General features: G+C 39.4%; 11 protein-coding genes. All 11 read left to right on the top strand.

The annotated features are described in order from the left end of the window. Nucleotides 1-3 precede the first annotated feature (3 nt). The 11 genes from VGE44_RS07760 to VGE44_RS07810 all read left to right on the top strand — a co-directional run bounded on the left by VGE44_RS07760 (nucleotide 4) and on the right by VGE44_RS07810 (nucleotide 13,397). Complete coding sequence (locus VGE44_RS07760) at nucleotides 4-1,383, top strand: NADH-quinone oxidoreductase subunit N (RefSeq protein WP_331077637.1); 1,380 nt, start codon at nucleotides 4-6, stop codon at nucleotides 1,381-1,383. Between the two features lie 45 nt (nucleotides 1,384-1,428). Next, nucleotides 1,429-2,088 (top strand): DedA family protein, encoded by a 660-nt coding sequence (locus VGE44_RS07765; RefSeq protein ID WP_331077639.1) that lies wholly within the window; start codon nucleotides 1,429-1,431, stop codon nucleotides 2,086-2,088. A gap of 5 nt (nucleotides 2,089-2,093) precedes the next feature. Next, nucleotides 2,094-2,636 carry an inorganic diphosphatase gene (locus tag VGE44_RS07770; protein WP_305365087.1) on the top strand — a complete coding sequence of 181 codons (543 nt, stop codon included), beginning with the start codon at nucleotides 2,094-2,096 and terminating at the stop codon, nucleotides 2,634-2,636. A 5-nt stretch (nucleotides 2,637-2,641) separates the two neighbouring features. Next, nucleotides 2,642-3,961, top strand: a complete 1,320-nt coding sequence (locus tag VGE44_RS07775) for a hemolysin family protein (RefSeq protein WP_331077641.1) — start codon at nucleotides 2,642-2,644, stop codon at nucleotides 3,959-3,961. A 15-nt stretch (nucleotides 3,962-3,976) separates the two neighbouring features. Next, on the top strand, nucleotides 3,977-4,678 hold the full coding sequence (locus VGE44_RS07780; protein ID WP_331077643.1) for a 16S rRNA (uracil(1498)-N(3))-methyltransferase: 702 nt from the start codon (nucleotides 3,977-3,979) through the stop codon (nucleotides 4,676-4,678). After that, nucleotides 4,675-5,346 (top strand): DUF4159 domain-containing protein, encoded by a 672-nt coding sequence (locus VGE44_RS07785; RefSeq protein ID WP_331077645.1) that lies wholly within the window; start codon nucleotides 4,675-4,677, stop codon nucleotides 5,344-5,346. The genes VGE44_RS07780 and VGE44_RS07785 overlap by 4 nt, the downstream gene beginning before the upstream one ends. Nucleotide 5,347: 1 nt before the next feature. After that, nucleotides 5,348-5,848, top strand: a complete 501-nt coding sequence (locus VGE44_RS07790; RefSeq protein ID WP_331077647.1) for an acetyl-CoA carboxylase biotin carboxyl carrier protein subunit — start codon at nucleotides 5,348-5,350, stop codon at nucleotides 5,846-5,848. Nucleotides 5,849-5,969: 121 nt separating this feature from the next. Continuing rightward, a complete protein-coding gene (locus VGE44_RS07795; protein WP_331077649.1) occupies nucleotides 5,970-7,709 on the top strand; it encodes a GMC family oxidoreductase in 1,740 nt (579 codons plus the stop codon). A 4-nt stretch (nucleotides 7,710-7,713) separates the two neighbouring features. Continuing rightward, a complete protein-coding gene (locus VGE44_RS07800; RefSeq protein ID WP_331077651.1) occupies nucleotides 7,714-8,397 on the top strand; it encodes a gluconate 2-dehydrogenase subunit 3 family protein in 684 nt (227 codons plus the stop codon). Nucleotides 8,398-8,642: 245 nt separating this feature from the next. Continuing rightward, the gene (locus VGE44_RS07805) at nucleotides 8,643-11,108 is read left to right on the top strand and encodes a bifunctional YncE family protein/alkaline phosphatase family protein (protein ID WP_331077653.1); all 2,466 of its coding nucleotides are present in this window, start codon (nucleotides 8,643-8,645) and stop codon (nucleotides 11,106-11,108) included. A gap of 48 nt (nucleotides 11,109-11,156) precedes the next feature. Then, nucleotides 11,157-13,397, top strand: a complete 2,241-nt coding sequence (locus VGE44_RS07810) for a TonB-dependent receptor (protein WP_331077655.1) — start codon at nucleotides 11,157-11,159, stop codon at nucleotides 13,395-13,397. The last annotated feature ends 1,058 nt before the right edge of the window (nucleotides 13,398-14,455 follow it).

Raw genomic sequence — 14,455 nt, forward strand, 5'->3', positions numbered from 1 at the left:
AGCATGAACGCATTAATAACCCTATCTATTTTAGCCATTCTGGTTCTTTACTTAGGCTTGTATAAGGCAAAAAATGCTTTGCTGCCTGTTACTTTGCTAGGCCTGGCTGCCGGACTAGTTCTTGCTTTATTTGAGTGGAATTCTGGGGCTGCACCAATTTACAGCGGGATGATGCAGTTTGATAATTTTGCTGTAGCCTTTACTTCGATAGGTATTGTATCAACGATGCTGATCTTACTGATTTCCAAAGACTATTTTGAGCACATCAGTGATAATGTTGCTGAATACTATGCGATCATACTTTTCGCATTGATTGGGATCCTGGTTATGGTGTCATTCAATAACCTTTCTATGCTGTTCATCGGTATTGAGATCATGTCAGTTAGTCTTTATATTCTTGCTGGTATCCGTAAAAATGATTTTAAATCAAATGAGGCTGCTTTGAAGTATTTTCTGACAGGTGCTTTTTCTACAGGATTTCTATTGATGGGAATTGCATTCCTGTATGGATCAACCGCAAGTTTCGATCTGGGCGTCATCAAAGAGTACGTCATCTCAAATCCCACTCAGGTCTCTCCGCTTTTCTATACCGGCCTGACTCTAATGATTATAGGACTTAGTTTTAAGGTAGGTGCCGCTCCGTTCCATTTCTGGACTCCTGATGTTTACGAAGGTTCACCGACAATCATTACAGCTTTCATGAGTACTGTAGTTAAGACTGCCGGATTTGCTGCTTTCTTACGCTTATTCATGATTTGCTTTGCACCGCTTCATGACTTCTGGATGCCTGTATTGCTGGTCATCTCCGTTTTAACACTGTTCATTGGGAATGTCACCGCTCTATATCAGCATAGCTTTAAAAGAATGCTTGCTTTTTCGAGTATCTCGCATGCCGGCTATATGTTATTTGCAATTATAGCTTTAGGCCCGGGTTCTGGCAATTCGGTCTTTCTCTATGCCAGTGCCTATTCAGTAGCTTCAATCATCGCATTTGCGGTTCTTATACTCGTTAAGCGGCAAACCGGATCTGACAATTTTGATAGTTTTACAGGACTTGCTAAAAGAAATCCTTTTATTGCGTTCACGCTAACTGTAGCAATGCTTTCTTTGGCGGGAATACCTTTAACTGCTGGCTTCATCGGGAAATTTATGATGTTCTCAACTGCTTTGTCAGAATATCATATCTGGCTTGTAATCCTGGCAGTTATTAATGCTGTAATTGGTATCTATTACTATTTAAGAGTTGTGGTGGCCATGTATTTTAAATCTGCAGAGCGTTCAGAGATCCCGTCATCTCCTTACTTTAATTTTGTTCTCGGATTTTCAGCTCTGCTAACGATTATTGTAGGGGTATATCCAGGCTTCATATCCAACCTTTTCTAAGCCAAATTATTACATAAATATTGTAGCTTTACGCATATTGATTTTATGCACGAGTTCTGGGACTATTTTCAACATCTTATTGATCCTGTGAAATTGCTTCGGGAAGGAGGTTTTTACTTACTTCTCTTTGTAATATTTGCAGAAACAGGCTTGTTTTTCGGCTTTTTCTTACCTGGAGACTATCTTTTATTCCTTGCCGGAATGTTCGTTGCTACCAATAAACTGGATGTATCAATTTATATACTTATAGCCGGTTTAATAGCTGCTGCAGTTGGTGGTAATTTTGTAGGATATTGGTTTGGTAAAAGGACCGGGCCAGTCTTATATCAGCGTGAAGACTCCTTTTTCTTTAAGAAGAAGTACCTGAAGTCTGCCGAAATTTATTACAGAAAACAGGGTGCTTTCGCTTTGATCATGGGGCGATTCATACCGATTGTCCGGACTTTTGCTCCAATAATTGCAGGAATTGTCAGGCTCGATTTTAATAAATTTGCATTTTATAATATATCTGGTGCTTTTCTTTGGATTACATCCTTAACTTTGCTGGGATTTTATCTTGGCAGGAGTTTTGAGAAGGAGATAAATGACTATCTGTTATATATAATTATTGGTTTCATACTGATAACAGCTATACCGTTAATTGTAACCTATTTAAAAAGGAAAATTGAAGGCGACAGGAGTGAAGCAGAAGAGCAAAATCCTTAAATAAAATGAATAAAGACCATCCCTGGCACAACGTTTCACCCGGTGAAGATATCCCTTCACATGTTAATGCAATTATTGAAATTCCTAAGGGCTCAAAAGCAAAATATGAGATTGATAAGGAGTCGGGCCTGATTAAATTAGATCGAGTACTTTTTTCATCCGTTATGTACCCGGCTAATTACGGCTTTATTCCTCAGACATATTGTGATGATAAGGATCCTTTGGATATATTAGTCTTATGTTCTGTTGACGTTTACCCTATGTCTATTGTTGAAGCGAAAGTTGTTGGGGTAATGCATATGGTAGATAATGGCGAGCAGGATGATAAAATTATTGCTGTTGCCAGAAATGATATGTCTGTTAATTATATTGAGGATCTGAAAGAATTGCCCCCACATACTATGACGGAGATAGTGCGTTTTTTTCAGGATTATAAAGCATTAGAACGCAAAAATGTTAGTATTGAACATTTACTTGGCAAAAATTATGCATATAAAGTCATCAAGGAAAGTCTTCAATTATATAAGACCACATTTTTAAATAAATAATTAACATGGGCCTCGCGCTGTTTTTTACATTTTTCCTTGTTTTTCTTAACGGCTTCTTTGTTGCTGCTGAATTTGCATTGGTTAAAGTGCGTGCTTCACAGATTGAAATTAAAGCCAAAACCGGTAGCCGGGTAGCAAAGATTGCCAAGCACATGACTCAGCATCTGGATGGTTATCTTGCCGCAACCCAGTTGGGAATTACTCTTGCCTCATTGGGATTGGGTTGGGTTGGAGAAGAAGTGATGACTAAAATTGTCAGCAATTTCTTCAATTTGATAAATATTGATATGTCCTCCTCGGTTGCCACAAATATTGGTCATGTTCTCGCATTTGCAATAATTACAGTATTGCACATCGTATTTGGTGAGTTGGCTCCGAAATCTCTTGCTATTCAGCGCCCTATCGGTACAACCATGGGAATTGCTTTACCACTTCATTTCTTCTATTTGCTGTTCAGACCTTTTATCTGGCTGCTTAACGGCTTCGCAAATTTCATACTTAAGATAATGGGAATCAGTACAATAGGAGGTCATGAGGCGCACCATAGTTCTGAAGAACTCCAGTATTTGCTTGATCAGGGTAAAGAAAGTGGTGCACTTGAAACTAATGAACATGAACTAATAAAGAATGTATTCGATTTCAACGATCGTGTCGTTAAGAATATCATGGTACCCAGGACCAAGATATCCGGAATCGAACTGAATACTCCTCATAAAGAAGTGTTGGATATAATTATTCGGGAAGGATATTCCAGAATACCTGTTTATGACGAAACGATTGATAAGATTGTAGGAATTGTTCATGCTAAAGATATTCTGCCTCTTTTAGCAGAAAATAAGGAGTGTGTATTGAGAGATATCATCCGTAAACCTTATTTCATTCCCGAGACTAAAAAGATTAATGATCTGTTAAGTGAATTGCAATTGAAGCGTATACAGATCGCTATTGTTCTGGATGAATTTGGTGGTACAGCAGGTATGGTGACCGCCGAAGATATTGTTGAGGAACTTGTTGGTGATATTCAGGATGAATACGATGAGGAAAAGCCAATTGTCGAAAAAGTATCGGCGAACGAATTTATCATCGATGCGACAGCCTCAATTTATGATGTAAATGAATACCTTCCGCACGATCTTCCTGAAGATGGCGATTATGATACCGTTGCTGGTCTTGTGAGTGAGATTTTTGGAAAAATACCGGATGTTGGGGAAGCCAGCGATTTTAATGGATATGTGATTACTATCTTAAAGAAAGCGGATCAGAATGTTGAATCGGTTAAGCTTGAGTTAGTAATTAACAGTGAGGATGCAGTGGATATTCATTAATCCGGAGGGCTTTCCATGCACATCTTCTATACACCTGATATAAATTCTGATACTTATATCCTGAGTGAAGAGGAAAGCAAACATTGCATTAAAGTTTTAAGATTTCAAAAAGGAAGCCTGCTTAATCTGGTTGATGGCAAAGGTGGCTTTTATGATGCAATCGTAGAGGAGGCACATCCTAAAAGAACAAGGATCAATATTCTGCGTGTTCATCAAAATTATGGCAGGAGGAATCATTACCTGCATATTGCCATTGCCCCAACAAAGAATATTGAGCGTTTGGAGTGGTTTTTGGAGAAGGCTACTGAAATTGGAATAGACGAGATTACTCCAATCATTTGCGACCGTTCTGAGCGTAAAGAGGTCAAAACAGAGCGTCTGAACAAGGTGATAACCACTGCAGTTAAGCAATCAATTAAAGCTTTTCATCCAAAGTTAAATGAAACCGAACGCTTTTCTGATTTCATTCTGAAAAGTAAGCAAAGCAATAAATTTATTGCTCACTGTATCGAAAGTAAAAAATTAGCTATCAAGGATCAATTCAAGCTCAATTCTGATTATCTTGTAATGATAGGCCCGGAGGGAGATTTTACTTCTGCAGAAATTGATTCAGCTATGACGCAGAATTTTGTGCCGATTAGTCTGGGAAATTCCAGATTAAGGACTGAAACCGCCGCATTGGAAGCCTGTTTCGAGATAAATTTTTTAAACAGATGAAGTATTTAAAAAGCCTTTTTTTATTACTTGTGCTTTTTCTTTTAACTGGAATGTTTTTCTCATTTCAGGTTCCGACCTATAAGATTGCCAAAATGAAGTATAATGGAGGCGGGGATTGGTATGCAAACCGGACAGCTCTTCCCAATCTGATTAGCTTTTGTAATAAAAACCTCGGAACCAATTTTGATACGGAGGAGGCAATAGTAGAGGCAGGTAGCATAGATTTGTTTAATTATCCATTTGTTTATCTGACAGGCCATGGTAATATTGTGTTCTCTGATCAGGAAGCCCTGAATATCCGTAAGTATCTGACAGGCGGTGGATTTTTGCATATTGATGATAATTATGGCTTAGATCAATTCATCCGTCCACAGATGAAGAAAGTTTTTCCTGAGCTTGATTTTGTAGAATTGCCATCCAATCACTTGCTTTATAATCAAAAATTTAAATTTCCTGCCGGACTTCCAAAGATTCATGAACATGATGGAAAGCGGCCTCAGGGACTTGCAATAATTTTTAAAGGAAGAATAGTTTGTTATTATACTTTTGAATGCGATCTTGGTAATGGATGGGAGGATGCCGGAACTTATGCCGGCGATTCAGAAGATTCCCGCCAAAAAGCGCTAAAAATGGGCTCAAATCTGGTTCAATATGCCTTAACACAATGATATGCTTAAGATAAAGGTAAATGATAGGTTCAGTTTTGAAGTCACTTCAGAAAAGGATGTTAGCATGGTAAATGGTCATGCAATTAATGCAGACAAAGTCAGAATCAATGATCGTACCTTTCATATACTTCACAAGGGCAGATCCTATAATGCAGAACTTCTCGGAATAAGCAGGGATGAAAAATCCTGTTCGGTTAAGGTGGGCAATAATATTTATTCGATGCAGATGACTGATCAGTTTGATGAGCTGCTTCATCAGCTGGGAATGGATAATTTAAAAGTAGCCAGGGTTTCAGAAGTCAAAGCTCCTATGCCTGGTTTGGTGATCAGGATTCTGGTAGCTGAAGGGGATGAAGTAGAAAAGGGGGGTAATTTGTTTGTTCTTGAAGCAATGAAAATGGAAAATATTATAAAGGCTCCTGCCGATGTAAAAATAAAATCAATCAGAGTTAAATCCGGTGACAAAGTCGAAAAGAATCAGGTTATGATGATCTTTGCCTGATCCCGGGAATCCAAAGATTTTTCTTTAAGGAAACAAATATTCCTTGAACAATATTTCTTCCCGCAAATAAATATTGTTTATTTTCAAGAATATTTAAGCGTAATTAATTAGAATAGTCTGAATGGCAATAGAAATTAAAACCAAGGGTGAGCTTTATGATGTTTGTATCGTAGGTTCCGGTGCCGGTGGCGGAATGGCAGTGAAAGTGTTAACTGAAGCCGGACTGAAAGTGGCATTACTCGAAGCAGGTCCCGATTATGATCCTGCAAATCCTGAACAGAAAACTCAGCTTAAATGGCCTTATGAATCGCCCCGGAGAGGTGCGGGTACTAACCGTGCATTTGGTGATTTTGATGCTGCTTATGGCGGATGGGAAATTGAGGGGGAACCCTATACTAAAAAGAATGGAACTGAATTCGATTGGTTCAGATCACGGATGCTCGGCGGAAGAACCAATCACTGGGGAAGGATTTCCCTTCGTTTCGGTCCTAAAGATTTTAAGCGTCGTGATTTCGATGGTTTAGGTGATAACTGGCCTATTGGTTACGATGATGTAAAGCCTTATTACGACCGGATTGATAAAATGATCGGTGTTTTTGGCACAAAGGAAGGTATTTATAATGAACCGGATGGTTATTTTCTTCCTCCCCCTAAGCCAAGGCTTCATGAGCTGATGATTAAGAAAGCTGCAAATAAGATTGGAATTCCGGTCATTCCTTCAAGACTTTCTATTTTAACAAGACCCGTAAATAATGATCGGGGTTCCTGTTTCTTCTGTAATCAGTGTAACCGGGGTTGTTCAGTACATGCCGACTTTTCTTCATCAACATGTCTCGTTAAACCCGCAAGGAAGACCGGGAATGCTGATGTTTATGTCAATGCGATGGCAAGGGAGGTTCTTACCGACCGTGAAGGAAAGGCTACCGGCGTATCCTATGTTGATAAAACAGATATGCAGGAATATCAGGTAAATGCAAAAGTTGTTGTTCTTGCGGCAAGTGCCTGCGAATCTGCCAGATTATTATTGAACTCTAAATCCAGTGCCCATCCAAACGGTCTGGCCAATTCCAGTGGAATGGTGGGTAAGTACCTGCATGATTCTACCGGTGCATCACGTGGGGCATTTATCCCACAACTGATGGACAGGAAACGCTATAATGAGGACGGTGTTGGTGGCCTCCACCTTTATATTCCATGGTGGCTTGATAATAAAAAACTTGATTTTGCCCGCGGCTACCATATTGAATTCTGGGGTGGTTTGGGCATGCCTTCATACGGTTTCGGTTTTGGAATGGAAAGAATGAATGGTATATATCCAGGAAAGGATGGTAAAATGAAGGCTGCAGGAGGTTATGGAGCTTCTTTGAAAGATGATTACCGCAGATACTATGGATCCACAGTTGGCTTTGCCGGTCGTGGAGAGAGCATTCCCAGAATAGAGAACTATTGTGAAATTGATCCGGATGTAGTTGATAAATATGGAATTCCTGTTTTGAAATTCAATTATAACTGGACAGATCAAGAGATAAAGCAGGCTAAGCATATGCAGGATACTTTTGAAGAGATTATCGATTCTATGGGAGGTGTTGCCAGCGGAGTAAAACCCGGAGAAGATAAAAAGTATGGGTTGGAAGCACCCGGAAGGATTATTCACGAAGTTGGGACAACCCGGATGGGTGATGATAAGAATAAGTCGGTTTTAAATAAATACAATCAGGCTCATGACGTAAAAAATCTGTTTGTAGTTGATGGTGGTGCATTTGTTTCTCAGGCTGATAAGAATCCAACCTGGACAATCCTTGCTCTATCATTGCGAGCATCAGAGTATATCGTTGATCAATTAAAAAAGCAAAATATTTAATCAGATGAACAGAAGAGATTCACTCAAAGCACTGGCTGTTGGAACAGTAAGTGTCGGTACCTTGCTAACATCATGCGATAAAAAGGATGGAGCGCAATCTGCCGCAGAAGGAAAGGCAGGAGTATACGGCCGGACAGCTGAAGAAAAACTGATTGATGAAAAACTGATGGCTGAAAAGTTCTTTAGTGCGGCTGAGATGAGCACAATTACAGTATTATGTGATATCATCATCCCCCGCGACGAAAAGTCGGGGAGTGCAAGTGATGCCAAAGTGCCCGAGTTCATTGAGTTTATTGTGAAAGACCAGCCCCGGTATAAGATCCCGGTGAGAGGTGGCTTGAAATGGCTGGATGTAAAGTCACTTAAACTTTTCAAAAAGTCATTTACTGAGGCTTCTAAAGCACAGCAGATCGAACTCGTGGAACTTATCGCATTTCCTGAAAAAGCAGCACCCGAGAATGCTGCAGGAGTTAGCTTTTTCAATACTATGCGCAACCTGACAGCTACCGGGTTTTTCACAAGTAAAGAAGGTATAGAAGATATGCAGTATAAAGGAAATCAACCTAATGCATGGGATGGTGTTCCTGATGATGTACTGAAACAGTATGGGCTTGAATATGATGAAAAGACTCTTGCAGAATGTCTCAAGGCAGAGGATCGGGGGAAAATTATGACATGGGAAAGTTGAGTTGTAAGTATTAAGTTATAAGTGTTATTCATCGTAGATTCCTGTAATTACTAAACAGACCGTTGCGTTTAATTTATGCTTAATTCATAGTTTTCTTCAACAAATTAAGCCTCGATTCTGTATTAAAATGAACATGTTTTAATGGTCATATTCACTTAATGTATTGTTCACATTAACTGAGTTCTTTTATAGAATTAAGAATTAACAATTTCTTGTTTTTACAAAATAAAAAAATACATTTTGCTATGATTATTATAAAAAAAAGCCCCGGCTTATTCCTATATAACCTGTTGATTATCTGTCTATTACTTCTTTCGAATAAGGGTATAACCCAGACTATTCCCAACAGTAAGAACCCTTCAAAAGTGCTCCTGCCAAATGGCTGGTCATTAAGTCCGGCAGGGCGTTCACTTCAATTAGGTGATCTGCCATTGAACATTCAGATATCCCCATCTCAAAAATTGATGGCTGTAACCAATAATGGGCAGAGCAAACACAGTATTCAGTTGATTGATCCACAAGGGGAAAAAATATTCCATGAGCAGCCTATTGGAAAGGCCTGGTACGGACTTAAGTTTAGTGCTGATGAAAAAAAGCTATATGCTTCGGGGGCAAATGATAATATTATACTGGTTTATCCAATAGTTAATAAAAAATTAGTCGTTGCGGATACAATTGTACTTGGTAAGGCCTGGCCGGCAGAAAAAATAGGTCCCACGGGTTTGGAGGTTGATGATGCCGGCAAACGATTGTACACTGTAACGAAGGAGAATAATTCGCTTTACGTTTTTGATCTCTCAACAAAGAAACTTTTACACAGAGTTAATCTTGGTGCAGAGGCTTACGATTGTCTTTTATCACCTGATAAAAGCAAATTATATATCTCGCTTTGGGGATCAGATAAACTTGCTGTTTATGATACCAAAACAAATCGTGTGACCAATGAGATATTTACTGAGAATCACCCTAACGAAATAATTCAAAACAGAAGCGGTAAATACCTTTTCGTAGCTAATGCAAATGATAATTCAGTGTCTGTTATTGATACTCAGGCCGGAAAAGTAATTGAAGTAATTTCTACGGCTCTTTATCCAACCAGACTGACGGGTTCAACTACCAATGGCCTGGCACTTTCTGAAGATGAAAAGATACTTTATGTAGCAAATGCCGATAATAACTGTCTTGCTGTTTTTAATGTATCTACCCCGGGGAAAAGCAGATCAAAAGGTTTTATTCCTACAGGTTGGTATCCAACGAATGTTCGGGTGGCTGGAAAAAAAATATTTGTATCAAATGGAAAGGGGTTCAACTCAATGGCTAACCCATACGGTCCGCAACCAGTTAAAAAGACCGATAATAGCGGAGTACATGTCGGTATCACTGAGCAAAGAGAGGTACAATATATCGGAGGCCTTTTTAAAGGAACACTTTCGATCATCGATCAGCCGGATGATTCAAAACTTGAGTCATTTTCAAAGCAGGTATATGCCAATAGCCCCTATAACAAGCAGACTGAAACTCTTTCCAGGGGCCTTAAAGATAATCCCGTACCCAATATTCAGGGGGGTAAATCACCGATTAAATATGTTTTTTATGTGATTAAGGAGAATCGTACCTATGATCAGGTTTTTGGAGATATAAAGGAAGGCAACGGAGACCCTTCGCTTTGTATCTTCCCCGAGAAAGTAACCCCTAATCATCACGCATTGGCCAGAGAATTCGTTCTGCTTGATAATTTTTATGTAGATGCTGAGGTAAGTGCTGATGGGCATAACTGGAGCATGGCTGCTTATGCGACTGACTATACCGAGAAAACATGGCCGACCAGTTACGGCAGCAGGGGTGGTACCTATGATTATGAGGGTAGCCGTAAAATTGCTTATCCGCGTGATGGATATATCTGGGATTATTGCAAGCGTGCAGGTGTGAGTTACCGCAGTTACGGGCAATTTGTTACCAAAGATGGTGCAACAACAGAATCACTTATTGGTAAAATCGCAGCAAAATTTCCGCCTTATAATCTGGACATTATGGACATTGACAGAATCACTGCCTTTAAATCTGATTTTGATTCATTACTCGCAATTAATGCGGTAGCACAATTCAATACCATCCGTATAGGGAATGATCATACCAGTGGACAAAGAATTGGGAAACTTACTCCTACAGCTCAGGTGGCCGATAATGATCTGGCTTTAGGTCAGCTTGTGGAACATATTTCAAACAGCAGTATCTGGAAGGAATCAGCAATTTTTGTTTTGGAAGACGATGCACAAAACGGTCCTGATCATGTAGATGCACACCGCTCACCTGCTTTTGTGATCAGCCCCTATACAAAACGGAATTCAGTAAATAGTAATATGTATTCTACTTCCGGTATGCTCAGAACAATGGAGCTTATATTGGGTTTACCTCCGATGAGTCAGTACGATGCTGCTGCTGTTCCAATGTCTGAGTGTTTTACTTCTACACCTGATTTTAGACCCTATAAGGTGAAACCTTCTAATGTTGACTTAAAGCAGCGTAATATTGCATGGAATAAAAGTGCAGAACGTTCACAGGAATGGAATTTCGCAAGAGAAGATGCTGCTCCTGATCTGGATTTGAATGAAGTAGTTTGGAAATCAGTTAGGGGTGAAGATTCTGTAATGCCAGCTCCCCGCAGAAGTGCATTCCTTAAACTTGAGCAAAAAGACAAAGCTGATGACTAGTTGTCTTTAAATAATATATTATTTCTTTTTTAGTCAATTTTATTAACCATGTCAAAAATTTTAATATTTCTTTCTTTGTTATTTCTTTCCGCAGGTCTTTCCGGTCAGAGTATCAAAGGAAAAATATATTCACAGAATACAAAAGATGCATTGATTGGGGTGAGCATCAGGCTTGAAGGGCCAAGCTCAATGGGTGGAGCAACGGATGAGGAGGGTATATTTAATTTCCGCAACATCCGGCCAGGCAAATACACCATTACAGCAAGCTATGTTGGTTATGAGACCTATCAAACTACTTTGATCCTGGATAATGAAGATATCAGTTTGGATATATTTCTTATTTCTCAATCAGGTTCCCTTCCGGAAGTGCAGATTTTATCCGCCTCGCGTCGCAATACTTCTTCAGTCCATCTACCTTTTGCCTCCAGTGTATTAAATCTGCCTGCTCAATCTGAGAATATTCCACGTACCGTTCCTGAATCATTAAATATTATCCCGGGTGTATTTGTTCAGAAGACGAACCATGGCGGTGGTTCTCCTTTTATTAGGGGTTTAACGGGTAACCAAACATTGATCCTTATTGATGGAATCAGATTAAATAACTCCACCTTCAGATATGGTCCAAATCAGTATTTGAATACAATTGATCCTTTTTCGGTCAATAAAATTGAGGTTCTGAGGGGGAGTGGTTCAGTTCAGTATGGGTCTGACGCCATGGGCGGAGTTATACAGATTTTTACAAAAGATCCTGGATATACTCCTGAAAATTCCTTCAAGGGAAGCGTTTCAGGAAGATTTGGCAGCAGTAAAATGGAGCAATCAGGCAGTACAGAATTGTCTTATTCTACAAGCAAGATGGTTCTTTCAGGAATTTTGGGAATAAAGAATTTTGGAGATTTGATTGGCGGAGACACAACCGGAAGACAGTCCCCCTCAGGGTATTCCCAATCGGATGCGAGTTTAAAATTCAAGCTCAAGGTTTCCAACAATTCTGAACTTATTCTTGCCAATCAGTTTGTGCAGCAAAAGGATGTCGATGTTTATCATAAAGTGCAGCTTGAGAATTTCAATATTAATAAGATGGGCTTGCAGGGCAGGAATCTAAGCTATCTGAAGTATAGTATTGACCAGAAATCTTCAATTTTCAGAAAGATAGATTTAACAGGTTCCTTAAATGCAACAGTGGAAGAGCGAAACAGTCAAAAGAACTCCAGTCAGTCGCTTGGTTTGGAAAGGGATAAGATCAAAACTTCTAATCTGGGAATTGAGATATTTTCTGACCTGAGTAAAAAGTGGATGGTCAACAGTGGTCTGGAATATTACAGAGACAAGGTCAACAGTATCAAGAATACAACAAATCTTCAGAGCGGAGAAGTTAGCATGCAGAGAGGTTTATATCCCGATAATTCTCTCTATTCAAATACTTCAGTTTATTCACTCCATCACCTTGCTCTTGGTAATTTTAATCTTGAAGGTGGATTAAGGTACAATTGGTTGCAGGCAAGGATTGCAGATAAGGATTTGGGTCGGATGAAAATAAATCCCGGAGCATTTGTATGGAATTCGGGACTTAACTATTCGATTGGTAAGAATCATATTTATACCTCATTTAATACCGGTTACCGTGCTCCGAATATCGACGATATGGGAACCTTAGGTATTGTGGATTTCAGATATGAGATTCCGGCCTATACCTTAAAACCAGAGAAGAGTTACAATTCAGAAATCGGTTATAAATATTTTTCTGAGCATCTTAGTTTTGGTGCTGCTCTATATCGAAATAAACTTAGTGACCTGATTACCAGGGTTCAAACAGGTCAGGTAATTGATGGGTACAAGGTTTACATGAAGGAAAATACAGAAGAAGCAGTTATTAAAGGAATTGAAGGTTTCGCTGAATTCCAGGTATCACAAAATTTGTTCTTTGATTTATTCGCTTCATTTAATCATGGACGAAATATCTCTAAAGCAGAGCCGCTTAGAAGAGTTCCTCCCTTTAATGGAAATATTTCAATGAAATATAAAATGAATAAATTTTATATGAAAGCTGAGATGGGCTGGGCTGACAAACAAGACCGCCTGGCTCAGGGTGATAAAGATGATAACAGGATTCCTGCTGGCGGAACACCAGGTTGGAAGGTTCTAAATTTCTATTCAGGATATTCTTTGAAGTATGTACAATTACGTTTAAGTACTCAAAACCTATTCAATGCTGATTATCGGACACATGGCAGTGGAATAAATTCTGTTGGAAGAAGCCTTTGGATGAGTCTTTCATTTGATTTCTGAAAACTATTGAATCGGGCTTAAGCCCAAAAGCATAAAATTTATAAGAATTTCTGCTAAAGCCGATTCATCTTTCATTTTAGACTAGGGGCCTGACCCCAATGTCATTATTTAGGCTGATTTCATATTAAAATCATCTAACATATTAATTTCTTCTTTTTTCGTTTTCGACGTACGATTTCAAATTATGGGATGTATTGCCCGCTCATGGCCGCGGGGCCTAGTCCTTTTCCTGCAGCAGAAAAGGACCAAAATGCCGCCGCTGCGCCTGATGCTTTGAAGGGATCTGCTTAGGCCTGGCCAGTAGTTGCCGCACCAGCCAATGCGGAAGAAAGGTTATTAAAGGGGGCTGCTAGCGTGGCGTATAATAAAATATTTGGTATCATTAGCAGTAGCCTAGGCGTGTCGTCATTGCAAGAACATTCATATACTTTTTTTTGCGGCATTGGACAGGGCGGTAAATTCAACTTTGCCATAGCACTGACTTTCATAGCCCTGTACGCAGCCGTTGATGGATGAACATTCCTAAACCTCTAACGTTAATCTTAGTAATCTTTAAATCTCGATAAGGAGAAATTAATTTAAAATGAAGCAGGATTTTCCGAGCGGGGGGAGGACAAAACGACGGGCCGGGTGTATGGCCTTTAGTGGTGGGAGCGAAGCCTGCCCTGACCTTTAGGAAGGGTCATGTCTTGATTTTACTCAGTTTTAATTACTGTTTTCTATTGGTCTTCGTGGTCTCACCGCAAGGGCGGTTCGGCATTGGTTACTTTTTCATCAAGGAAAAAAATAGGCCTCCGCGGCTATGAGCGGTATAAATTTTAAATCACACGGAATAATCATAATCCTGAATGAATACAAAATACTGAATATTAACTATTTAAATCAATAAATAATTACATTGGGCTTGGTTTTGGCAGGTAGGCCAGACTAATTTTAAAATTAGTCCTTGATTTGTGTTTTTACTGAACAATTATAATGAACAAATCAGTAAATCAAAGTCACCATCCCCGATACCACCTGCTTCCCCGACCGAACTGAAATCTTATAATAATAGGTCC

It is taken from the genome of Daejeonella sp., from assembly GCF_036405355.1.
Classification (GTDB): Bacteria; Bacteroidota; Bacteroidia; order Sphingobacteriales; family Sphingobacteriaceae; genus Daejeonella.

What these genes read in the sequence shown, in the direction of transcription:
- VGE44_RS07770 (WP_305365087.1), top strand. Translation starts at nt 2,094, where the DNA reads ATGAATAAAGACCATCCCTGGCACAACGTTTCACCCGGTGAAGATATC.
- VGE44_RS07765 (WP_331077639.1), top strand. Translation starts at nt 1,429, where the DNA reads ATGCACGAGTTCTGGGACTATTTTCAACATCTTATTGATCCTGTGAAA.
- VGE44_RS07785 (WP_331077645.1), top strand. Translation starts at nt 4,675, where the DNA reads ATGAAGTATTTAAAAAGCCTTTTTTTATTACTTGTGCTTTTTCTTTTA.
- VGE44_RS07800 (WP_331077651.1), top strand. Translation starts at nt 7,714, where the DNA reads ATGAACAGAAGAGATTCACTCAAAGCACTGGCTGTTGGAACAGTAAGT.
- VGE44_RS07810 (WP_331077655.1), top strand. Translation starts at nt 11,157, where the DNA reads ATGTCAAAAATTTTAATATTTCTTTCTTTGTTATTTCTTTCCGCAGGT.
- VGE44_RS07795 (WP_331077649.1), top strand. Translation starts at nt 5,970, where the DNA reads ATGGCAATAGAAATTAAAACCAAGGGTGAGCTTTATGATGTTTGTATC.
- VGE44_RS07780 (WP_331077643.1), top strand. Translation starts at nt 3,977, where the DNA reads ATGCACATCTTCTATACACCTGATATAAATTCTGATACTTATATCCTG.
- VGE44_RS07775 (WP_331077641.1), top strand. Translation starts at nt 2,642, where the DNA reads ATGGGCCTCGCGCTGTTTTTTACATTTTTCCTTGTTTTTCTTAACGGC.
- VGE44_RS07760 (WP_331077637.1), top strand. Translation starts at nt 4, where the DNA reads ATGAACGCATTAATAACCCTATCTATTTTAGCCATTCTGGTTCTTTAC.
- VGE44_RS07805 (WP_331077653.1), top strand. Translation starts at nt 8,643, where the DNA reads ATGATTATTATAAAAAAAAGCCCCGGCTTATTCCTATATAACCTGTTG.
- VGE44_RS07790 (WP_331077647.1), top strand. Translation starts at nt 5,348, where the DNA reads ATGCTTAAGATAAAGGTAAATGATAGGTTCAGTTTTGAAGTCACTTCA.